At 61.6% G+C, this 21,974-nt stretch carries 16 protein-coding genes; 5 read left to right on the top strand and 11 right to left on the bottom strand.

Features of this window, described 5'->3' with window-relative positions; translation table 11 throughout:
* Positions 1-63: 63 nt before the first annotated feature.
* Positions 64-1,344 carry an ABC transporter substrate-binding protein gene (locus tag AC1DD5_RS09180; RefSeq protein WP_477521198.1) on the bottom strand — a complete coding sequence of 427 codons (1,281 nt, stop codon included), beginning with the start codon at positions 1,342-1,344 and terminating at the stop codon, positions 64-66.
* A 267-nt stretch (positions 1,345-1,611) separates the two neighbouring features.
* On the opposite strand from AC1DD5_RS09180, the gene AC1DD5_RS09175 reads away from it, so the two are divergent.
* The 3 genes from AC1DD5_RS09175 (at position 1,612) to AC1DD5_RS09165 (ending at position 5,892) form a co-directional block, all read left to right on the top strand.
* Positions 1,612-1,794 (top strand): hypothetical protein, encoded by a 183-nt coding sequence (locus AC1DD5_RS09175; RefSeq protein WP_477521197.1) that lies wholly within the window; start codon positions 1,612-1,614, stop codon positions 1,792-1,794.
* Between the two features lie 176 nt (positions 1,795-1,970).
* Positions 1,971-3,176: a NosD domain-containing protein gene (locus AC1DD5_RS09170; protein WP_477521196.1), complete on the top strand. Its 1,206-nt coding sequence runs from the start codon at positions 1,971-1,973 to the stop codon at positions 3,174-3,176.
* Between the two features lie 127 nt (positions 3,177-3,303).
* Positions 3,304-5,892 (top strand): GH32 C-terminal domain-containing protein, encoded by a 2,589-nt coding sequence (locus AC1DD5_RS09165; RefSeq protein WP_477521195.1) that lies wholly within the window; start codon positions 3,304-3,306, stop codon positions 5,890-5,892.
* Between the two features lie 49 nt (positions 5,893-5,941).
* Here the strand turns inward: AC1DD5_RS09165 and AC1DD5_RS09160 are convergent, their stop codons facing one another.
* The 8 genes from AC1DD5_RS09160 to speB all read right to left on the bottom strand — a co-directional run bounded on the left by AC1DD5_RS09160 (position 5,942) and on the right by speB (position 17,005).
* Positions 5,942-6,709, bottom strand: coding sequence for a copper homeostasis protein CutC (locus AC1DD5_RS09160; RefSeq protein WP_477521194.1), 768 nt, complete (start codon positions 6,707-6,709; stop codon positions 5,942-5,944).
* Between the two features lie 9 nt (positions 6,710-6,718).
* Positions 6,719-7,135, bottom strand: a complete 417-nt coding sequence (locus AC1DD5_RS09155; protein WP_477521277.1) for an acyl-CoA thioesterase — start codon at positions 7,133-7,135, stop codon at positions 6,719-6,721.
* A gap of 74 nt (positions 7,136-7,209) precedes the next feature.
* On the bottom strand, positions 7,210-9,297 hold the full coding sequence (locus AC1DD5_RS09150) for an ABC transporter ATP-binding protein (protein WP_477521193.1): 2,088 nt from the start codon (positions 9,295-9,297) through the stop codon (positions 7,210-7,212).
* Positions 9,294-11,027: an ABC transporter ATP-binding protein gene (locus AC1DD5_RS09145; protein WP_477521192.1), complete on the bottom strand. Its 1,734-nt coding sequence runs from the start codon at positions 11,025-11,027 to the stop codon at positions 9,294-9,296. The genes AC1DD5_RS09150 and AC1DD5_RS09145 overlap by 4 nt, the downstream gene beginning before the upstream one ends.
* 333 nt (positions 11,028-11,360) lie before the next feature.
* Positions 11,361-13,487 carry an MFS transporter gene (locus tag AC1DD5_RS09140; RefSeq protein ID WP_477521191.1) on the bottom strand — a complete coding sequence of 709 codons (2,127 nt, stop codon included), beginning with the start codon at positions 13,485-13,487 and terminating at the stop codon, positions 11,361-11,363.
* Positions 13,488-13,496: 9 nt separating this feature from the next.
* Positions 13,497-13,979 (bottom strand): MarR family winged helix-turn-helix transcriptional regulator, encoded by a 483-nt coding sequence (locus AC1DD5_RS09135; RefSeq protein WP_477521190.1) that lies wholly within the window; start codon positions 13,977-13,979, stop codon positions 13,497-13,499.
* Positions 13,980-14,234: 255 nt separating this feature from the next.
* Positions 14,235-15,938 carry a thiamine pyrophosphate-binding protein gene (locus tag AC1DD5_RS09130; protein ID WP_477521189.1) on the bottom strand — a complete coding sequence of 568 codons (1,704 nt, stop codon included), beginning with the start codon at positions 15,936-15,938 and terminating at the stop codon, positions 14,235-14,237.
* Positions 15,935-17,005 (bottom strand): agmatinase, encoded by a 1,071-nt coding sequence (gene speB, locus AC1DD5_RS09125; protein WP_477521188.1) that lies wholly within the window; start codon positions 17,003-17,005, stop codon positions 15,935-15,937. The genes AC1DD5_RS09130 and speB overlap by 4 nt, the downstream gene beginning before the upstream one ends.
* A gap of 231 nt (positions 17,006-17,236) precedes the next feature.
* Between speB and AC1DD5_RS09120 the strand changes: the two genes are divergently transcribed.
* On the top strand, positions 17,237-19,210 hold the full coding sequence (locus tag AC1DD5_RS09120; RefSeq protein ID WP_477521187.1) for an APC family permease: 1,974 nt from the start codon (positions 17,237-17,239) through the stop codon (positions 19,208-19,210).
* Positions 19,211-19,234: 24 nt separating this feature from the next.
* Here AC1DD5_RS09120 and AC1DD5_RS09115 read toward each other — a convergent pair whose 3' ends face one another.
* Entirely contained in the window at positions 19,235-19,810 is a 576-nt protein-coding gene (locus AC1DD5_RS09115) for a helix-turn-helix domain-containing protein (RefSeq protein WP_017197669.1), read from the bottom strand.
* A gap of 267 nt (positions 19,811-20,077) precedes the next feature.
* Between AC1DD5_RS09115 and AC1DD5_RS09110 the strand changes: the two genes are divergently transcribed.
* Positions 20,078-21,619 carry a sodium:solute symporter family protein gene (locus AC1DD5_RS09110; protein ID WP_477521186.1) on the top strand — a complete coding sequence of 514 codons (1,542 nt, stop codon included), beginning with the start codon at positions 20,078-20,080 and terminating at the stop codon, positions 21,617-21,619.
* 110 nt (positions 21,620-21,729) lie between these two features.
* On the opposite strand, the gene AC1DD5_RS09105 is transcribed toward AC1DD5_RS09110, so the two are convergent.
* Complete coding sequence (locus AC1DD5_RS09105; RefSeq protein WP_442005842.1) at positions 21,730-21,924, bottom strand: hypothetical protein; 195 nt, start codon at positions 21,922-21,924, stop codon at positions 21,730-21,732.
* Between the last annotated feature and the right edge of the window lie 50 nt (positions 21,925-21,974).

Genomic DNA, 21,974 nt, shown 5'->3' with positions numbered 1-21,974 from the left:
TCTTCTGTTTGTTGGGGCCGCGGCCGGCACTGGCTGAGTCGGCTGGTGCCGGCCGCGGAGTCTTTACTTGAGGAGGTCCTGGATCTGCTTCTTGGCGTCAGCCAGGAGGGTGGCGGAGTCGCCGCCAGCTACAGCCTTCTGCAGGAGCGGAACCAGCACGGTGTCCACAATCTGCTGCCACTTGGCTGTTGCCGGACGCGTTGCGGTTGCCTTGCCGTTGAGAGTTTCGATCAGCGGCTTGAAGCTCTCGTAGCCCGGCTGGTTCTGGTACTTCTCAAACGCTGAGATGCGCGAGGCGAGTCCGAGGCTGGATTCCACACCCATGCTGTTGTAGTCGTACGCGCACTTGATGAACTTCTTGGCTGCATCCGCGTTCTTGGTCGCCTTGGGTACGGACAGGTACCACGGGCCCGGGACACCCGCGACGCCGGCGCTGCCGCCAATCATCGCTGCAGCCCCCACCTTGCCTGCAACGGGAGAGTCCTTGGGGATCTGCCGGTAGGCGTGGGCCCAGAAGCGGGTCATGGCGGTCTTGCCCTGGTTGAACAGGTTCTGTGCCGCTGCCCAGTCAACCTGTGCAGCACCCGGAGGGGCGTCCTTGGTGAGGCTGACGTAGAAGTCGAGCGCTTCCTTGTGGGCAGCGTTATCGATGATCACGTTGTTGTTCGCATCAAGGACCATCGGCGAGCCGGCCTGCAGGACGTGGGAAAGCCATTCCGTTTCCACGGCGCCCTTCACGTCCGTGCCGTACATGCCGTCCTTGGTGAAGAATTCGGAGATGTCCTGGTACTGCTTCCACGTGGTGGGGGCTGCCAGGTCATAGCCGTACTTTGCCTTGAAGTCTGCCTTGTTCTTGGCGTCCTCGAAGAGATCCTTGCGGTACAGGATGATCTCTGCGTTGGTCCATGCCGGCATTCCGATGAAGTGGCCATCAACGTTGGCTTCCTTCACGAGGGCGGGGAAAATGTCCTTCTTGGCTTCATCGGTGAAGAGTTCATCGATTGGCTGGACTGCATCCTTGAAGCTGGGGAGCCACACGGAGTCCAATGCCGCGACGTCGAAGGAGACATTGCCGGAGGAGAACTCACTGGAGAGCCGGTTGAACATGCCGTCATAGGGCAGTTCGACGAAGTTGACGTCGAGGCCGGTGTCTTTCTTGCATTGCTGGGCAACGCCTGTGAGCTCGGCGTGGCCTCCTGCTTCCACCAGGACGTTGACTGTGCTGGATGCGCTTCCGGATGTTGGTGCGGGGCCCCCGGCACCGCAACCAGTAGCAGCGAGTGCGACGGCAGTGCAGAGGCCGCCGAGTGTGACGAGCCTGGAGATGGTCTTTCGAGTGGACATCGCTGTCGACTTTCTCTTGGAACGGGATTGAAAGAATCTTTGGGGATGGAGAATCGTTTTGCCAAAACGACTTGGCAACACCATAGGCCCGATTTCGGCAGTATGTCAAGCGTCACATTTTGGCCAGTTTGGCGCCTTGACGCGCCGGATGCGCCAGCCCTAGAGTCATCGACGCTAGTAGATAAACCGTTTTGGCATATTTTGGCCGATTTGGCAGTTTTTGGCATCCGCTGTGCCCAGTGGGCATCCCCATTCAAAGGAGAACGTATGAAACCCATCCCGGACATCAGCCGGCGAAGTGTGCTCCGCGCGCTTACGGCGTCGGCGGCCGTCGCCTTCGCTGTCGCGGCAACGGGCAACGCTGCCGCCGCAGCACGTGAACAAGTGGCCGCAAGGCCCGACGCCGGTACTCAGCCGCAGGGGCACCGTCACCTGATCGGCGTCCTGTAGGGCATCCGTCTATAGAGCAGCCCTCTGTAGAACCACCCGGAACCGCCGGAGGCGTGCGGCAGCATGCGTCCAAGCGAGGCACGAGCGAGCATGCAGAGCACGGCGCTCGCGGTTCCGGACGCACTTGAAGAGAAGCAGCACAGTTCAGTCCCCCAACGATGTGAGGAGAACCAGCTTTGACCACCGTCTATGACGTCACCACCTGGAGCGTGCCAGGGAATCCGTCCGCCACCCCGTACAACGACATCGGGCTCATCATCAACAGCATCATCGCTGACATCAAAAGCCAGCAGACCAGCCAGGCGTCCAAGCCCGGTGCCGTCATCTATATCCCGCCGGGAGACTACTCCCTCAAGACCCGGGTCAATGTGGACATCAGCTTCCTGACCATCCGGGGATCCGGCCATGGTTTCACCTCGCTGAGCATCCGCTACAACGCCGGCAACACCTCGGGCTGGCACGAGATCAACCCCGGTGCCAGCCGCGTCAGGGTGGAAAACACAGATGGGAACACGGACGCCTTCCGGGTCTACCGCGCAGGCGATCCGCGGATCAGCGCGGTGGTGTTCGAGAACTTCTGCCTCGACGGTGTGTCCTTCGGCTCCAACGAGAACGACTACACCAACGGCAAGACCGGCATCCGCTTCGATTCCGCCAACGATTCCTGCCGGGTGGAGCGCATGGGAATGGTGTACCTCGAGCATGGGCTTGTTGTGAGGGACACCGATGCCCTGAGCGTCAGCAGCAACTTCCTTGCCGAATGTGGATCCTGCGTGGAGCTGACAGGATCAGGCCAGGCCTCGAAAGTCACTGACAACCTCATTGGCGCCGGCTTCGTGGGATTCTCGATCTTCGCCGAGGGGCACATGGGGTTGCTGGTCACGGGCAACAACGTCTTCCCCCGGGGCAAGAGCAGCGTGCATTTCAAGGACTGCACGCGCTCTTCCATCACCTCCAACCGCTTCCATGCCTTCTACCCCGGCATGGTGAATTTCGAAGGAAGCTGCACGGAAAACCTCGTTGGAGCCAATCACTTCCTGCGCCAGATGGAACCGTTCGATCCCCTCAAGCCGTACAACAACGGCCTGGATGATCTCTTCGGCCTGGTGCACATTGCGGGCAGCAACAACACGGTTACTGGAAACCACTTCAGCTACGACGTCGCCTCCGGATCGGTCTCGCCGTCGGGGCAGACGCCCACCATCATTTTGGTGGCTTCCGGAAACAACAACTTCATCGCCACCAACAACACTGTCTCGGCCATCGCGGTGCACACCGTAGTCCTGGATGCATCCACTTCCGGGTCCAAGGTGCTTGATAGTGGCGACAGCAACCAAGTGGTGCGGTACGCGTCCAACTACGCGTTCAGGGCAACGCCGTAAACCGAACGCCGCAACAGCACGGCGTCATCGCACGGCATAAGTAACGACGACGGCGGGCGTCGCCCCACGAGGCGGGTCCGCCGTCGTCATCCTGCAACGCAAGCCCTTGACGAAAGGTCTGTCAACGATGACAAGACGCACCAAAGCCTTAATGTCGATCGGGGCGGCCGTGGCTCTCACCGCTGCCTCATTCTCCTTCGCAGCCACCGCCCAGGCCACCGACCCGGATCCGGCCACCCAGCAATACCGCCCGTACCTGCACTACACGCCGGAAGCGAACTGGATGAACGATCCCAACGGGCTCGTCTTCCACAACGGGAAATACCACATGTATTACCAGTACAACCCCAACGGGACGCGGTGGGGGGACATGAGCTGGGGCCACGCTTCCTCCACTGACCTGATCCACTGGGAGGAACAACCACTCGCCATTCCCCGGGGTTTCAACGGATCCGGCCAGGTCATCGAGGAAATCTTCTCCGGATCCGTGGTGGTGGACACCCAGAACACCAGCGGGCTCGGGACCCTCCAAAATCCGCCGTTAGTGGCCATCTACACGAGCAATTACACTGCGGCCCACTCCACCCTCGCCGGTAAACAAGCACAGTCGCTGGCGTTCAGCACCGACGACGGACAAACCTGGACCAAGTACGGCAACAACCCAGTCCTGAACAGGAACACCTCCAGCTTCCGCGACCCCAAAGTCTTCTGGTACGACTCCCCCACCGGTCCGGATTACTGGGTCATGGCGGCTGTTGAAGCCGACGAACACCGCGTCCTCTTCTATAAGAGCAACGACCTCAAGCAATGGAACTATCTGGATGACTTCGGTCCGGCAAATGCAACAGGCGGGCAGTGGGAATGCCCTGATCTGTTCCCCCTGGCCGTCGACGGAGACCCAAACAACATCAAGTGGGTCCTTTCTGTGAACATCAACCCTGGAGCCGTTGCAGGCGGCAGCGGCGGACAATACTTCGTGGGAACCTTCAACGGCACGTCCTTCACCGCCGAAAATATCGATCCCGCCAGCCAGCTTCCCCCCGGAAACGTCCTTTCCGGCTTCAACGGCGGCAACTACAGCGGCTGGAACGTCCAGAACGATCCGTCAAACAGTTCCGGGCCCTGGGGAAGCGCCCCCGCCTCAGGAAGCCTGTCAGGACAAATGGCGGTTACCGGCACCATCGGAGCCGGGCTGGTTAACGGCTTCCATGGCGGAGATGCTCCCGTGGGCACCATGGAATCAGCACCTTTCACGCTGGACAAGGACTACCTCAACTTCCTTGTCGGCGGCGGAAAACACCCGCAGGAAGCCGGGAAACAGTCGGGAAACCAGGCCCCTCCTGGCTACCTGCTGTTCGACGGCTTCGACTACCCCGGGACCCTCACGCAAGCCGGCTGGCAGCTCACCGGCGACTTCCAAGCGGCACTGAACCCCTCGACGTCGGGCGGTGAATTCGCCATCGGGAAACGGATCAACACCTTCGAAGGCGGCCCGAACCAAGACAACAACGTCGGCACCATCACCTCCCCCGAGTTTTACCTGACCAGCACCAACATCGGCTTCCTCCTGGGTGGCGGCAGCCGCACCAACGGAGAGCTCCAGGTTGAGCTGCTGGTGGGAGGGGTGCCGGTGCGCACCTCAACGGGCACGAATTCGGGCGACCTGAACTGGCAGAACTGGGACGTTTCCCCTTGGTACGGCCAGATCGCGCGCATCCGGGTTGTGGACAACGCGACCGGGCCTTGGGGCCACCTGACACTGGACAACATGGTGTTGGGTTCGGAACCGGCGAAGCCCAGAAGTGCTGAAACCACCGTGAACCTTGTGGTCAATGGCCAAACAGTCCGGACAGCCACCGGCAACGACTCCGAACATCTGGAGTGGAACGCCTGGGACGTCAGCGCCTACAAAGGCAGCCAGGCCACCATCAAGATCGTGGACAACAACCGCAGCGGCTGGGGACACATCCTCGCCGACGAATTCGTGTCCTCGGATGCCTCCCACCTCGAGCAGCATGACTGGCTGGACTGGGGCAGGGACTACTACGCCACGGTGTCCTTCAACAATGCTCCAGGCGGCAAGCGGATCATGCTGGGCTGGATGAACAACTGGGACTACGGGCAGGACACTCCCACCAGCACGTGGCGCGGAACCATGGCGTTGCCGCGTGAAGTCGTCCTTACACAGACGTCCGAGGGCCCGCGGCTGCGGCAGCAGGTGGTGTCCCAAGCCGATGCTTTGAAGAACACGGCAGCAGCGTACACGGCGCCGGCCCAGGACGTCTCGCCGGGAACAACCACATTGCCCATCACCGGTGACGTAGTCCAGGTCGACGCCGAATTCTCGCCGGGAACGGCGTCGGCATTTGGCCTGAAAGTCCTCGACAACGGAATCGAAGCAACCCGCATCGGCTACGCTCCGTCCACGAAACGGCTTGCCGTCGACAGGACCAACTCGGGTAACGAGGGATTCCATCCAGCGTTCAGTTCAGTGGAGGACCCACGGGTGGAGCTAATCAATGGCCGACTTCGCCTGCGACTGTACGTGGACCGTGCATCCGTGGAGCTTTTCGCCCAGGACGGCCTGACGACCATCACCGACCAAGTTTTTCCCAGCGCTGGGGCGACCCACATTTCGGTCTTCTCAGAAGGAGGAACGGCACGGCTGGAAAGCCTGACGGTTACTCCGCTCAACCAAGCTATGTGGGGAGGCTGACCCGGGAAGTGGAAGCTGTTCGCGAGTGGAAACTATTCCGCAGTCGACGCTATTCGGGGGGAGCACCCAGTTCCAGCGCGTTGATCTCCGCCCTCGCCATGCGGACCGTTTCCCGGTCTGTGACGGTATACGCAGTGGGGTCGGCAACGTCCTGGGCGCCAAGGGAGATGCTTCGTTGCCCCTGGGTAGAGACAGTTCTCTTGGCGGACAGATGAACGGCCGAGAGGCCGGCCGCGTGCATCGCCGGAATGTCACCAAGCTTCAGTCCGCCGCCGGCCATGATTTCCAGGGCTCCCCCGGCCCGCTCCACCATCTCGGAAAGGTTGGCAAGGCCTGCACCTGCTGTGGCCTCGTGGCCGGACGTGAGTACCCGGGTGAAGCCGAGTTCCAACAACTGATCAAGGGTGGCCAACGGGTCCCGTGATTGGTCGATCGCTCGATGGAAGGTCAACTGCGCTTCAGGGTTGGCCTGCCGGGCAGAATCCACCAGGCGTTGGACCGCGTGAACATCGATGTCGCCCTCTGAGGTCAGGGCGCCCACCACTATGCCGTGGGCGCCCTGAGCCAGCAGGTGACGTACTTCGTGCACCATGGTGTCCACATCCGAGGCGGAGTAGTGGAAATCGCCGGGACGGCATCTCACGAGCGGATGGATCTCAAGGCGCCCGGCAACGTGTTCAAGGCTGGCTTCCATGAGTCCTTGGCTCGGTGTGATGCCACCAAGTTCCAGGCTGCTGCAGAGCTCAACCCGATCGGCACCTTCGGACGCGGCCGTACCGGCGCCCGCCGCGCTCACCACGGCGATTTCAAGTTTCATGGTGAAACTCTACGCGCGGTAACGCTCCAGCTTTTCCTTCTGGTCCGCAGTGAGCCTGAGGACCCTCCCGGTAGCTTCCGCCACGAAGGCCAGGTGTGTAACGGCCTTGACGCAGTCTTCCCTTGTGACGGGGTCCTTGATGACGTAGTGAAGATCAAAGCTGGCCCCCTTGATGACGCCAACCCAAATCTCCACCACTGCCGGGATGTTGCGGTATTCCAAAGTCCGCACGTACCGGACTTTGTGCTCCACAACCAACGTCATGGTGCCCTCTTCAACATCATTGAAGAGGGCCGCCGGTGGTTCTACCCCTAGAAGGCCAGCACCTCGTGGTGGTCCGAAAGCCGCAATTCGGGCTTCTTCCAGCATCCGTACAATCTGCACATTGTTGATATGCCCATACGCATCCATGTCACCCCAGCGCATAGGTACGAGTACCTCAATGCGCTGGGGTGCCACGGAATTCTGGGTTTGCACCCCGGTGCTCAGGGAATCCGCGCTCAGCTGTGCACCGCCGTCGAATCATCCACGGCGGTCTCTTCCTCACCGGCAAACTGGGACATGTAGAGGCGGTAGTAGGCGCCCTGGAGCACCAGCAGCTGGTTGTGGTTGCCCTGCTCCACGATCTGCCCGTTCTCCATCACCAGGATGGTATCGGCGTCGCGGATAGTGGACAAACGGTGGGCGATGACGAAACTCGTCCGGTCCGTGCGGAGGGCGGCCATGGCCTTCTGCAGCAGCAGCTCAGTACGGGTATCCACCGAGCTCGTAGCTTCATCAAGGATCAACAGTGACGGATCGGAGACGAACGCACGTGCGATGGTAATGAGCTGCTTCTCACCGGCGCTGACGTTATTGCCTTCTTCATCGATGATCGTCTGGTACCCGTCCGGCAATGCCCGGACGAAGCGGTCCACGTAAGTGGCCTTGGCCGCTTCCATGATTTGTTCCTCGGTGGCGTCCAGGTTGCCGTACTTGATGTTGTCGTAGATGGTCCCGCCGAAGAGCCAGGCATCCTGCAGCACCATGCCCACCTTGGACCGCAGCTCGGAGCGGCTGAGGTCCTTGATGTCCACGCCGTCCAAGGTGATGCGTCCGGCATTGAGCTCGTAGAAGCGCATTACCAGGTTCACCAGGGTGGTCTTTCCGGCGCCGGTGGGTCCGACGATCGCCACGGTGTGGCCAGGCTCCGCGCTGAAGGACAGGTCCTCGATGAGGGGCTTGTCCTCCACATAACTGAAGGAGACGTGCTCGAACTCGACGTGGCCGTCGGTCTTGGCCGGCAGGTGCCGCGTACCGGTCTCTTCAACTTCTTCGTCGGCGTCGAGGAATTCGAAAACGCGCTCGGCCGAGGCCACACCGGACTGCAGCATGTTGGCCATGCCGGCGATCTGGCCGAGCGGCTGGGTGAATTCACGCGAGTACTGGATGAAGGCTGTGGCGTCGCCAAGGCTCATCGAACCTGAGGCAACCCGCAAGCCGCCGACCACGGCAATGCCGACGTAGGACAGGTAGGACACGAAGTTCATGGCCGGGAAAATCACGCCGGAAACGAACTGGGCACCGAACGAAGCCTTGTACAGGGCCTCATTGCGTTCATCGAAGCGCACGAGCATGTCAGCGTCACGGCCAAACACCTTGACCAGGTCGTGCCCCGAGAATGATTCCTCGATCTGGCCATTCAGCGAGCCGGTGTTCTTCCACTGTGCAGCGAAGAGCTTCTGGCTCCTGGCACCAATGACGCCGGCCATGACACCGGAGAGAGGCAGCGCGATCAGTGCGATCAGTGCCAGTTCCCAGGACACGATGAACATCATCACAGTGATACCCAGCACGGTAAGCACCGAGCTGACCAACTGTGCGAACGCCTGCTGCAGTCCCTGCTGGACGTTGTCGACGTCGTTCGTAACGCGGGACAGGATGTCGCCGCGCTGGCGGGTGTCGAAGTAGTTCAGCGGGAGCCTATTGAGCTTTGCCTGGACGTCATTGCGGAGCTGCTTGATGACACGCATGACGATCCTGTTGAGGAGCCAGCCTTGCGCCCACAGGAAGATGTTGGCCACAAAGTACATCAGGAGCACGACCGAAATGAGGAACGTCAGCTTGGGGAAATCGATCCCGTTGGTGAGTTGCATCTTGGAGACCATGTCCGCAAAGTTCTCTTGGCCTTGCTGGCGCATGAGCTCCACGAACTGTTCCTGGGAGACGCCGGGCGGGAGCTGCTTGCCCATGACGCCGCCGAAGATCACGTCCATAGCACTGCCCAGAATCTTGGGCGCAATCACATTCAGGACCACCGAGACCACGACAAGGCCGATCACGATGTAGACGCCAACACTCTCAGGCTTCAACAAGCCCATGAGTCGCTTGGCCGATGGCCAGAACTCCTTGGCTTTCTTGGCGGGCACATCGCCGAACATACCGCCATCGGCTTCCGAAGGGACGTACTCCTCCTCTACGAAGTCGTCGTCATCAAGTGCCTCGGTTGCCACGTCTGCCTCGGCTGCCTCGTCTTTAGCCTGGGCATTCTTCGCGGCCTCTGCCTTGGCAGCCCAGCCACGCTTCTTTTGCTGGTTCTGCTCGCTCATGCGACTTCCTCTACACTCAGCTGGGATTCAACGATTTCCTGGTAGGTAGGCGAGGTTTCCAGCAGTTCGTCGTGCGTTCCGCGATCCACGATCCGGCCGTTATCCAGAACCAGGATCTCGTCCGCATCGGCAATGGTCGAGACGCGCTGGGCAACGATGATGACCGTGGCGTCACGTGTCTTGGCCTTCAGAGCTCTCCGGAGCCTGGCATCGGTGGCAACGTCCAAGGCCGAGAAGGAATCGTCAAACAGATAGACATTCGGCTTGGTCACCAGGGCCCTTGCAATGGAAAGGCGCTGGCGCTGGCCACCGGACACATTGGTGCCGCCCTGGGCGATCCGCCGGTTCAGGCCGGATGACTTTTCCTCAACGAAGCCCTTGGCCTGCGCGGTCTCCAGCGCCTCCCAGAGTTCCTCGTCGGTGGCCTCGGGCTTGCCAAAGCGCAGGTTGTGCTCGATGGTCCCGGAGAAAAGATACGGCTTCTGCGGCACGGCCGAGACGCGGCTGGTGATCTCCGACGCGTCCAGTTCGGTGACTGGGACGCCGTCGAGCAGGACATCACCTGAGGCGACATCGTAAAGCCGCGGGAGCAGGGAGACCAGGGTGGTCTTGCCTGCGCCGGTGGAACCAATGATCGCCAGGGTCTTGCCCGGCTCAGCGGTGAAGGAAATGTTGCTCAGCACCGGCGCCTCGGCTCCGGGGTACTTGAAGGTGACATCGCGGAACTCCACGTGTCCCTTCTTTTCGGCCGGAACCACGGGGGATGTTGGGTTGTGGATGGAAGGCTCCACATCCAGGACCTCGCCGATGCGGTCTGCACAGACGGAAGCACGGGGAATCATCATGGCCATGAAGGTTCCCATCATGACTGCCATCAGGATCTGCAGGAGGTACTGAAGGAAGGCCGTGAGGGACCCTACCTGCATGTCGCCGGAGTCCACGCGCTGGCCACCGAACCACAGGACCGCCGCAGTAGACAGGTGCAGGATCATGCCAATGGCCGGGAACATCAGGACAAAGAGATTGCCGATCTTCACGGAGACGGCGGTGAGGTCCTGGTTGGCGTCACCGAATCGCTTGGCTTCATAAGGTTCGCGCACGAAGGCGCGGACAACCCGGATACCAATGATTTGCTCGCGCAGCACACCGTTGATGGCATCGATCTTGGTTTGCATGGAACGGAACAACGGCATCAACCGGACCACGAGGTAGCCCACGACAGCCACCAGGAGGGGCACGGAAACCCAGACCAACCAGGACAAGCTGAGGTCCTCGCGGAGGGCCATGAAGATGCCACCCACGCACATGATGGGTGTGGAAACCATGAAGTTCAGGCCCATCAGCACCAGCATCTGGACCTGCTGGACATCGTTGGTGCCGCGGGTGATCAGCGTAGGAGCACCAAAACGGTTCACGTCCTGGGCGGAAAAACTGCTCACTTGACGGTAGACGCTGCGCCGGAGGTCCCGGCCGATCGCCATTGCCGTCCGTGCACCGAAGTAGACGGCTGCGACGGCGGTGAGCACCTGAGCCAGTGCGACGGCGAGCATCAGCGCACCGGTCCGCCAAATGAAGTCGGTGTCGCCGCGGGAGACTCCCTCATCAATGATTTTGGCGTTGAGGCTTGGGAGGTAGAGCGTGGCAATGGTGGACGCCAACTGGAATATGAGGACGGCCACTATCTGCGGCAAATACGGCTTGGAGTAGCGCCGTATAAGGGTGACAAGCATGCCCACGGGTCCTTAGAAAGAGTGCGTGAATGAAGTAAGAGAAGTTTTGCATCAGGGGCTGACAGTATTAGCCTCCTTACTCTACGAAATCCGTTGCCTCGGCGAAACAACCTAAGGAAAAGATCATCCCAGCGGAGTATTTCCCGTGTCGGATGTGCTCCCGCTGGCGCAGGCACTTCAACCGCTGCAGGCCGGATCAGCCGCTGCAGGCAACAAAAACGCCGGCTGGTCACCCAGCCGGCGATTCGCTCCCGCTTTCATTCGCCCCGCCCTCGTTCGCCCCGTCGCGCGTAGTACGCCAGGAGTTTCGTACTTGGGCAGGATCTGTGGTGTTTAGCCTGCGTGCTTGCCGTGGTCCGAACGTGCTTCCTGCGCTTGGACGCCTTGGAGGAGCATCAACGCCATGCGTTCCTGCTGCCTGCGTTCGCGCTTGAGCTCCTTGCGGAGGGCGGCGAGCTCTTCCGCGGTATGGGCCTGCTGCTCCGCAATGGTCTGTTGCTCCCGCAAACGTGCCTGCAGTTCAACGTTGGCCCGGCTCAGCTGCAATTGCTGTTCGGCCAGGACGTACTGGGTGCGGGACAGTTGTTCCTGCAATTCCTTGACGTCGGCAGTTGCCTGGGGACGTTCCTGGGTCAGGATCCGCGCAAATTCGAGGTCAAGATCGGATCCGGAGTCCGTGGCTGGCCCTTGGCGCTCCCCCACCGGAACCTGACGGCCGCCCCCTGAAACGGCGGGCTCGGCACCCAAGCGGCGTGCGCCGTCGTCGGGCTTCCCAACCTGAGCAACGCGGGCGCCAGCGGCTTCCAGGGAAGCGGGATTCAGGGAAGCAGTGTCCAAGGATGCGGTATCCAGGGAAGTGGTATCCAGGGACATGGCAGCATCTCCGGACGCCGTCGCCACGAGTTCCTTCTCCGGCGCCGCGTCGACAGTGCGCCGCAGCGGGCGTTCCTTGATGAACAGCACGGCCAGGAGTGCCACCACGCTGATGATCGCGGAGATCAGGAAGATCTGTGCGGTGGCGTCCCCATAAGCGGCGCGCATGATCTCAGCAATGGGCGCGGGCATATCAGCCAGGTCCATGCTGGCACCAGACCCGCCACCTTGAACTGGAATACCGGCGGCGGCCATCCCTTGAACGGCCAGGTCCTTCACGTGGTTGGACATGATGGCACCAAGGACGGACACGCCGATTGCGCCACCCACAGAGCGGAAGAATGCAACGGACGCACTGGCCGTACCGATGTCCTTGGCTTGGACCGTGTTCTGCACGGCGAGCACCAGGTTTTGCATCAGCATGCCCAAGCCGAGGCCGAACACACCGGTGTAGATGGCTACGATCCACAGCTCGGTGGTGTGGTCCATGGTGCCGGCGAAAGCGAGGCCGCCGATCAGGAGCACGGAGCCTGCGATCAGGAACCGCTTCCATTTGCCAAAGCGGCTGATCAGGACACCCGATGCCACAGAACCAATAAGGTTGCCGGCGATCATTGGCAGCGTCAGCAGGCCGGCCTCAGTGGGTGTGGCTCCACGGGCGACCTGGAAGTACTGGCCCAGGAAGGTGGACGAGCCGAACATGGCGATACCGACCGCGATCGACGCGATGATAGCAAGTGCCGTGGTGCGTTCGGAGATGATCTTGAGCGGAATGATCGGCTGGGCAACTTTGGTTTCCACCAGCACCAGGAGGGCCAGCAGCACTACGCCGCCGCCGACCATGAGGGCTGACTGCCAGGAGAACCAGTCGTAGTAGTCCGGGTTGCCGGCGAAGGAAACCCAGATCAGGAGCAGGCTCACGCCGGAGGTCAGCAGGATGGAACCGAGCCAGTCGATCTTGGCGGGGCGCTTGATGTGCTGGATCTTCAGGGTCACCTGGAGCAGGATGAGCGCAACAACGGCCAGCGGCACGCAGACGAAGAACGTCCAGCGCCAGCCGAGCGGGCTGTCCACAATGAAACCACCCAGCAGCGGGCCTCCGGCAGTGCCCACCGCCATCACGGCACCCATGTAGCCGGAGTACTTACCACGATCCCGCGGCGGGATCATGGAACCGATGATTGCCTGGGCCAGGGCGGTGAGGCCACCCATGGCGATGCCTTGAATGACACGCGCAGTAAGCAGCAGCGGAATCGTCTCGGACAAGCCGGCCATGACGGAGCCCGCCACGAAGATAATGATGCTCAGCTGGACCAGGAGTTTCTTGTCGAAGAGGTCAGCGAGCTTTCCCCAGATGGGCGTGGTGGCTGCGTTCGCCAAAAGAGCAGCTGTGATGACCCAGGCGAAATCAGTTTGCGTGCCCTTGAGTTCGGACATGATGGTTGGCAGCGCGTTGGCAACGATTGTGCTGCTGAGGATCGCCGTAAAGAAGGCAGCGAGGAGGCCGGTGAGGGCTTCCATGATTTGCCGGTGGGTCATGGGTGCTGCGGTATTCCCCAGAGCGGCATTCTGAATTGGTGTGGCCATGCGTGGCTCCTAAGCTGTGTGAGTCGTCGTAGTGGAGCCGGCCGCCGTTGCCCGGATTGAGTCCTTGAGGGACGTGGTGAGTTTGTTGATGACCTGGGAGGCCTCGAGGGCGTCAGCCTCGCTCCAATCCGCCAGGTAATCCCGCAGTCTCACGCTGCGTTGTTCTTCGAACTCGCGCAGCTTCGCCGCGCCGTCCTCCGTCAAAGCAAGGAGCTGCGCCCTGCCGTCCGCTGGATCGGGCCGCCTGGCGACGAAGCCAAGTTCCTCGAGTTCGGCGACATGCCTGCTCAGGACCGGCGCGCTGACGCCCAGGCGCGTAGCCAGCGCCGTTGCGCGGGTCTCCCCCTCGCCTATGAAGCGCATGACGCCCTGGACTGCCATCCCGACGTCGGGAACGCGGGCCATGTGGGCGGTCACCACGCAACGCAGGGTGCGTTGGAGGTCGAAGATTTGATGCACAAGATCGGTTGCTGTGGCAGAACCGACGGACATGGAAAACACCCCTTTTTGTTTGCCTAGAGCAACTATAACTCATATTGATTGCTTTGGGAAACTAAAGAAGCCGGGCGGTCCCGGACGTCCCGGGCGGTCCCGCCGTCGAAAACGCGGGAACAATGCCAGAACGTCCGAGACTTCCGGGCGAACTCGCAAGATTCCCGGCGAACTCGGCGCAGATCAGCAACTGGATGTTAAACGCAGTCAGCCCCCGCACGGCGTTTCGTGCGGGGGCTGACTGGCTATGGCGGTTTAGTGGTCCAGGTGGGTGGGGCCGAACATCTTCAGCAGCGTCTCAACCACGACGACGTTGGGGCCGTCCGCTTCGAAGGACGCCTTGAGCGCGTCCCCCACTTCCTCCGGGGCCACCCGGCGGGCGGGAACACCGAAGGACTCGGCCAGCTTCACGAAGTCTGGTCGTGCAAGCTCAGTGGCCGTGGCCTTGCCGAAAGCGCCCACCATGTATTCGCGGAGGATGCCATAGCCGCCGTCGTCCACGATCAGCCAGGTGACCGGGATGTTGTGCTGCTTCGCCGTGGCAAGTTCGGAGATGGAGTACATGGAGGAACCGTCACCGGATACGGCAAGCACTCGACTCGGCTTGCCGGTAGTTTCCAGGCCGACAGCACCACCGATCGCGGCCGGGAAGCCGTAGCCGAGGCCACCGGCGCCCTGTGCGGAATGGAACTGGCCCTCGCGAGCATCCCAGCAGCTCCAGCCCCAGTACGCGGAGATGGTCATGTCCCAGAACGTCTGCATATCAGCCGGGACAGCCTCGCGGATGTCGGCCATGAACTTCAGTTCCTTGGCCAGGTCCTGTGATTCCAGGCGGGCCTTCACCTTGGCCAGGGTTTCCTTCACCAGGTCCTCAGGTACAGTGCTATGCCAGGAACGCGTTGCCGTGTCAGCGGCACCGGCTGCTGCGAGAGCTTCGTCCAGGGCTGCGAGCGCCTGCCCGGCGTCGGCGCGGATGCCCAAACCTGGCCGGTTGGATTCGAGGACGCGGGGTTCGGCGTCGATCTGTATGATGCGGCCGCGGGGTTCAAACGTGAAGTAGTTCGAGGTCACTTCGCCAAGGGATGAACCGATCACGATCAACACGTCCGCGTCTTCGAGGAGGTCCGTCATGTACCGGTCCTCGATCCACGACTGCAGGGACAATTCATGCTTCCACGGGAACGCTCCGTTGCCGCCAGGGGTGCAGATGACGGGAGCGCGTAGCTGCTCGGCAATGGAGAGCAGCGACTTCTCAGCCCTGCCACGGCGTGTACCGCCGCCTGCGATGATCGCTGGACGTTCCGCCGTCGAAAGCCACTTCACGGCCTCGCGAATCAGCTCGACGCGCGGCGGGTTGTCCGCGGCCTCGGCGAGCGCGTCCTCCACCGGCGGGACCATGATCGGATCCAGCAGGACGTTCTGCGGAATCTCGATCCACACCGGACCCTGCGGAGATGAAATCGCTTCAGTCCACGCGTCCTGGATGGCCGACGGGATGCCCGAGGCGTGCTGGATCAGGCGCTGGCTCTTGGTGACATTCGCGGCCGAAGCCTTTTGGTCATCCAGCTGGTGCAGCATGCCCTTGCGGCGGGCGCCCAGGCCCTCAAGCGGAATCTGGCTGGCAACAACCACCATCGGAACACCGGTGGCGTAGGCCTCCTGCAAACCAGCAAGGGAGGTCAGCGCGCCGGGACCGGTGGAAAGGAACAGCACGCCCACTTCGCCAGTCGCGCGGGAGTAGCCATCAGCTGCGAACGCCGAATTGTTCTCCACACGGGAGGAAACGAAGTGCAGGTTGCCGCGGCCCATGGCGTCAAAGAGACCCAAGGCGTGCTGGCCCGGGATGCCGAAAACCGTCTTCGCGCCGAGCGCTTCGAGGGTCTCGACGACGAGGTCCCCACCGTTGCGCTGATCAGTGCCCTTCGTGGGCGCAGCAGTGCCGGGATCGAAATCGATCATCGCGTCTCTCCTGCGGTGCCCGTTGCCTGGGCGAGCTCTGCGATGCGTGCACCGAGGGCCTGCTGGGCGTAGCCGTTCGGCGCGCCGTGGCGGTCGCCTGCAACCGCGTTGTCCGCCATGAGGGTTACCAGTTCATAAGCAACGTGGCTGCCGGCAACGCCAGTGATTTCGGCGTGGTCATAAGCCGGGGCAACTTCCACGATGTCGGCACCGACGAGGTTCATGCCACGGAAACCACGGATGATCTCGAGCAGTTCACGGCTGGTGATGCCGCCGGCTTCGGGGGTACCGGTGCCGGGCGCGTGTGCCGGATCCAGGACGTCGATGTCCACCGAGATGTACAGCGAACGGCTTCCGATGCGGTCGCGGATCTTGGCCACTGTCTCCAGAACGCCCTGGTAGTAGACGTCAGCGGAGGTGACGATTCCGAAGCCAAACCGGTGGTCGTCGTCGAGGTCTTTCTTGCCATACAGCGGACCGCGGGTACCCACGTGGCTGATGGCCTCCGTGTCCAGGATGCCTTCTTCCACTGCGCGGCGGAACGGCGTGCCGTGCGTGTATTCAGCGCCAAAGTAGGTGTCCCAGGTGTCCAGGTGTGCGTCGAAGTGGAGCATGGCCACCGGCTCACCGGCGCGCTCCGCTGCTGCCCTCAGGAGCGGAAGGGCGATGGTGTGGTCGCCACCCAGGGTGACGAGCTTGCTGCCGTTGGCCGTGAGGTCCAGGGCGTTCTGCTGGATTGTCTCGATGGCCTCGTTGATGTTGAACGGATTCACCGCCATGTCGCCAGCATCTGCCACTTGGATGTTCTCGAAGGGGCTGACATCCCAGGCAGGGTTGTACGGGCGCAGCAGACGGCTGGCCTCACGCACATGGTTCGCGCCAAAGCGGGCGCCGGGCCGGTAGGAAACACCGGAGTCAAAGGGCACGCCAACAACCGTGACGTCAGCTTTGGATACCTGGTCCAAGCGGGGCAGGCGGGCGTAGGTGGCCGCACCGGCGTAGCGCGGAATGCGGGACGAATCGATGGGACCAAGGTTCCCGTTGGCCTCAATACGGAGCTCTTCCAAAATGCGCCACTCCTTAGTGGATAGGTCGAGATGAATCAGTAACTGTGACACCCATCATACACTCAAAGTTTTCTAATAAGCATCACCTGTTTACAAGTTCCCTTTGCTGATGAGTTCACGTGAGATGCCGGTCACATGAGGCGTAAAGATTCCATAAAAACCGGGGTTGAGCCGCTGACGGCGGCCATACGCTCCTTGCCTAAGCAGCACACTGCTGCCCGAAAGGACAACGTGACCACCCTGACCAGGCCGCCGGCCGATCCTGCAGACCGACTCAAAAAGGCATTCCACCTCAAATCGTGGCTGCTGGAAGGAATGCCGGATACCTCGGGCAAGCGGCAGGGTCCGCACGGACAGCCAGCGGAAGCTCACAAACCGCAAGCTTGGTGGAAGGTCATGTGCCTGACGGGCCTGGACTACTTCTCGACTCTGGGCTACCAGCCTGCAATCGCTGCCCTGGCTGCCGGCTTGCTCTCGCCGTTGGCCACGCTGCTCCTGGTCTTCGTCACCTTGGCCGGTGCACTGCCTGTATACCGTCGCGTTGCCAGGGAAAGTCCCCGGGGCGAGGGTTCCATTGCCATGCTCGAGCGCCTGCTTCCTCGATGGGGAGGCAAGTTGTTCGTCCTGGCACTCCTCGGCTTTGCGGCCACGGACTTCATGATCACCATCACCCTCTCCGCCGCCGACGCCACGGCCCACCTCATTGAGAACCCCTTTGCTCCGCACTTCCTGGAAGGCCAGCAGGTTGTCATCACCCTGGCCCTGATTGCGGGACTAGGCATCGTCTTTCTGCGCGGATTCAAGGAAGCCATCAACGTGGCCGTCGTCCTGGTCGTCGCCTTCCTGGCGCTGAACCTCGTGGTGGTCGTCGTCTCCATCGGCCACGTATTCACAGAGTCCCGGGTGATCTCTGACTGGTGGACGGCGCTGAACACATCCCACGGCGATCCCATACTGATGATTGCCCTTGCGCTGCTGGTATTCCCACGATTGGCCCTCGGCCTCTCCGGGTTCGAGACCGGCGTCGCAGTCATGCCACAGATCAAGGGCCATGCATCCGACACTGAGGCCAACCCGGCCGGCCGGATCAAGGGCGCCCACAAGCTCCTGACCACCGCCGCCATCATCATGAGCTCGTTCCTCATCACGTCCAGCTTCACTACCGTCATGCTGATCCCGGCCGCAGAATTCGAATCAGGCGGCAAGGCTGATGGACGTGCCCTCGCCTTCCTGGCCCACAAGTTCCTGGGCGATGGATTCGGCACGGTGTACGACGTCAGCACCATCGCCATCCTGTGGTTTGCCGGAGCCTCGGCCATGGCGGGCCTGCTGAACCTGGTCCCCAGATACCTGCCGCGTTACGGCATGGCTCCGGCCTGGGTTCGCGCACTGCGTCCACTCGTCCTGGTCTTCACAGTCATCGCCTTCATCGTGACGATCATTTTCCAAGCCGACGTCAACGCACAGGGTGGCGCCTATGCCACGGGCGTACTCGTCTTGATCACCTCCGCCTCCATCGCCGTGACACTGTCCGCCCGGCGAAAGAAGCAGCGGGCACAGGTCATCGGCTTCGGCGTCGTGTCCTTGGTCTTCATCTACACCACCGTGGTCAACTCGATCGAGCGTCCTGACGGCCTGAAGATCGCCGCACTGTTCATTCTGGCCATCATGGTGGTGAGCTTCATTTCCCGGATCCGGCGTGCCTTCGAGCTCCGGGCCACGCATATCAAGATGGACCAGACTGCCCTCGAATTCACTGCGAATAACGTGGACGGACCGGTCCGCATCATCGCACATGAACCAAAGCATCTCAGCGCCGGGCGGTACCGGGAGAAGCTCCAGCACGCGCAGCAGGCCAACCACTTGCCAGTTGATTGCGATGCAGTGTTCATCGAGATCATCGTTGATGACAGCTCAGACTTCGAGCAGGAGCTCCAGGTGGTTGGCAAACTCCGGCACGGGTTCAAGATCCTGGAAGTCCACAGCAACAACGTGCCCAACACCCTTGCCGCCGTCTTGCTTCACATCCGCGACGTCACGGGTTTCATGCCGCACATCTACTTCCGCTGGACCGAGGGCAATCCGATCTCCAACCTCAGCAAGTTCCTGTTCTTCGGCGAGGGCGAGATCGCGCCGGTCACCCGCGAGGTACTGCGGGAAGCTGAGCCAGACATCACCCGCCGGCCCTGGGTCCACGTGGGCTGACTGGGCCGCGTTGCTTGGAAAGACCTAGCGGCTCGCTGCGGGCACCAGAACCCAGAGGACCTCGACGGTTTCGTCCGTGGGATTGACCCAGGTATGGGGTTCCCTGCCTGGGAAGGAGAGGGTGTCCCCTTCTTCGAGGTCATACTCCTCGTTGGTCAGGATGAGTTTGATGCGCCCCTTCACCACGTGCAGGACGTCAACGTCGCAGTCCACGGCGTAGAGCTCGTTCTCTCCACGGCCCCGCGGTTCGATGGTGGCCTGAAGGATCTGCAGGCGCCGCTCCGAGCGGGCAGTTAACAAGCGCTCCACAATGCCCTGGCCACCCAGGGAAATGCGTGGACCGTCGTCGCGCCTGGTCAGGTGGGTTTCCGGAGCGGCAAACAAGTCTCCCACCGAAACTGACAAGACCTGGCAAAGGGTTACGAGGGATGCGACCGACGGCGATGTCAGGTCCCTCTCGACACGGCTGAGGAAGCCCTTGGTCAGCCCCGTGGCGTCCGCCACTTGTTCGATGGTGAGGCGCTGCGCCTGACGGGCTGCGCGGATTCTGGAACCAATGGCAACGGGAACGTTGCTTGGTTCAACGGGGAGAGCCTTCATTCACGAACCTTTCAGGCCTGTCATTGGGCCCTGTCATTGCAGCAATAGTAGCGGGATCCCGGGCAGTGAGAGCCACAAACAGCCCAACGATGACCAAAGCCCCTTGACTGTTACTCCGATCACAACATATCCTCATAGGCAACAAGTGTTGTCTGTGAGGCACACAACACGAACCCAATCTCCCATCATCAGCACGGAGACTTCGGCGATTCCCAGGAGTATCGTCGAAAACCCCAACCTCCGTGCACCAGCTCCAAGGAGCCACTCATGGACTCATCGTTCATAAACATCGCCATTGTGGTGGTGTACCTGCTTGCCATGCTTGCATTCGGTTGGTGGGGCAAGTCCCGCACCAAGAACAACAGCGACTTCCTCGTGGCCGGCCGCCGTCTGGGCCCCTTCCTTTACACCGGAACCATGGCCGCAGTTGTCCTCGGTGGCGCATCCACCGTCGGCGGCGTCGGCTTGGGTTACAAGTTCGGCATTTCGGGGATGTGGCTCGTCGTCGCAATCGGCGCCGGCGTCCTCCTCCTGAGCCTGCTCTTCGCCGGCACCATCCAGCGCCTGAAGATCTACACGGTCTCCCAAATGTTGAGCCTTCGCTACGGCAGCAAGGCCACGCAGACCTCCGGCATCGTGATGCTGGCCTACACCCTCATGCTCTGCGCCACGTCCACCGGCGCCTACGCCACCATCTTTGTCGTCCTCTTCGATTGGCCACGCTGGATGGCGATCGCCGTCGGCGGTGCAATTGTGCTTGTTTACTCGACCATCGGTGGCATGTGGTCCATCACCCTGGCCGACCAGGTCCAGTTCATCATCAAGACCGTGGGCATCTTCTTCCTGATGCTCCCCTTCGTCATGAACGCAGCCGGAGGACTCGACGGCATCCGTGAACGCGTCGATGCGAGCTTCTTCCAGATTGACGGAATCGGTGTCCAGACGATCATCACGTACTTCGTGGTCTACACACTCGGACTGCTGATCGGCCAGGATATCTGGCAGCGCGTCTTCACCGCCAAAACTCCCAAGGTTGCACGCTGGGGCGGAGCGACGGCCGGCGTTTACTGCATCCTCTACGGTGTGGCTGGCGCCCTGATCGGCCTGGCTGCCCGGGTAGCACTCCCCAACATCGATGTGGCAAGCCTTGGCAAGGACGTGGTGTATGCCGAAGTGGCAACGAACATCCTGCCCATCGGCATCGGCGGCCTTGTCATGGCCGCAGCTGTTGCAGCCATGATGTCCACCGCTTCAGGTGCCCTGATTGCCGCCGCCACCGTGGCTCGCGCAGATGTTGTTCCGTTCGTGGCGAGCTGGTTCGGCAAGACCATCAACACCGATGACACCGAAAACCCTGAGCACGACGTCAAGGCCAACCGCTACTGGGTACTTGGCCTGGGCATCGTTGCCGTACTGATCTCCATGGCCGCGCAGGACGTGGTGGTTGCCCTCACCATTGCCTACGACATCCTGGTGGGCGGCCTCCTGGTCGCGATTCTGGGCGGCCTCGTCTGGAAGCGCGGAACCGGTATCGCTGCTGCCTGGTCCATGGCAGTGGGCTCTGTTTTGACTCTGGCCTTGCTGATTCTGTTCGCCACTGGACTCATCCCGAGCGTCGACGGCGTCTACGCCAACGAACCCATCTACTACGGCCTGGCTGCCTCGTTCGTGGCATACGTCGTGATTTCCCTCCTCACGCCGCCCACCGAACCAGAAGTTCGGGCGGCTTGGGACAAGCGCGTGGCCGGTGCAGTCTCTGACGAATTGCCCCTGGAAGCCCACCCCGTCAGCAGCCACAACGCCAGCTGAGCAGACCCAGCCCCAAGTAATGCTCGACGGCGGCGCCGCCCCTTTTCGGGCAGCGTCGCCGTTGCGCTTTACCTTGGGTTCCCGAGTTGCAGGACCCACTTGGAGGACGCTTAGAATTCTTCGTCTTCTTCCCCACGGAATTCTTCGGTTTCATCCAGGGGAACAACCCGCTCGTCGTCATCCGGGACGTCGATTTCCTCCACCCAGGGTTCGTCGACTTCCTGGTCTTCGCTGTAGTCGTACGCGGGGTCCGACTCGATGGTCTCCCGCTCCGGGTGGTTGGCGTGCGGTTCGGTGGTGTCCATGCTGCAACCTCCGTCTGGTGGGCTGGCAAGCAGCCTGCTGAGACGAGTAC

Source organism: Paenarthrobacter sp. 10L420 (genome assembly GCF_056395385.1).
The sequence above is the reverse complement of the archived record's forward strand: the minus strand, read 5'-3'. Positions and strand labels throughout refer to the sequence as shown.

Excerpts from the sequence above, each read along its gene's own strand:
- AC1DD5_RS09180 (WP_477521198.1), bottom strand. The coding sequence starts at position 1,344 with ATGTCCACTCGAAAGACCATCTCCAGGCTCGTCACACTCGGCGGCCTC.
- AC1DD5_RS09175 (WP_477521197.1), top strand. The coding sequence starts at position 1,612 with ATGAAACCCATCCCGGACATCAGCCGGCGAAGTGTGCTCCGCGCGCTT.
- AC1DD5_RS09165 (WP_477521195.1), top strand. The coding sequence starts at position 3,304 with ATGACAAGACGCACCAAAGCCTTAATGTCGATCGGGGCGGCCGTGGCT.
- AC1DD5_RS09160 (WP_477521194.1), bottom strand. The coding sequence starts at position 6,709 with ATGAAACTTGAAATCGCCGTGGTGAGCGCGGCGGGCGCCGGTACGGCC.
- AC1DD5_RS09155 (WP_477521277.1), bottom strand. The coding sequence starts at position 7,135 with ATGCGCTGGGGTGACATGGATGCGTATGGGCATATCAACAATGTGCAG.
- AC1DD5_RS09150 (WP_477521193.1), bottom strand. The coding sequence starts at position 9,297 with ATGAGCGAGCAGAACCAGCAAAAGAAGCGTGGCTGGGCTGCCAAGGCA.
- AC1DD5_RS09145 (WP_477521192.1), bottom strand. The coding sequence starts at position 11,027 with ATGCTTGTCACCCTTATACGGCGCTACTCCAAGCCGTATTTGCCGCAG.
- AC1DD5_RS09140 (WP_477521191.1), bottom strand. The coding sequence starts at position 13,487 with ATGGCCACACCAATTCAGAATGCCGCTCTGGGGAATACCGCAGCACCC.
- AC1DD5_RS09135 (WP_477521190.1), bottom strand. The coding sequence starts at position 13,979 with ATGTCCGTCGGTTCTGCCACAGCAACCGATCTTGTGCATCAAATCTTC.
- AC1DD5_RS09130 (WP_477521189.1), bottom strand. The coding sequence starts at position 15,938 with ATGATCGATTTCGATCCCGGCACTGCTGCGCCCACGAAGGGCACTGAT.
- AC1DD5_RS09115 (WP_017197669.1), bottom strand. The coding sequence starts at position 19,810 with ATGAAGGCTCTCCCCGTTGAACCAAGCAACGTTCCCGTTGCCATTGGT.
- AC1DD5_RS09110 (WP_477521186.1), top strand. The coding sequence starts at position 20,078 with ATGGACTCATCGTTCATAAACATCGCCATTGTGGTGGTGTACCTGCTT.
- AC1DD5_RS09105 (WP_442005842.1), bottom strand. The coding sequence starts at position 21,924 with ATGGACACCACCGAACCGCACGCCAACCACCCGGAGCGGGAGACCATC.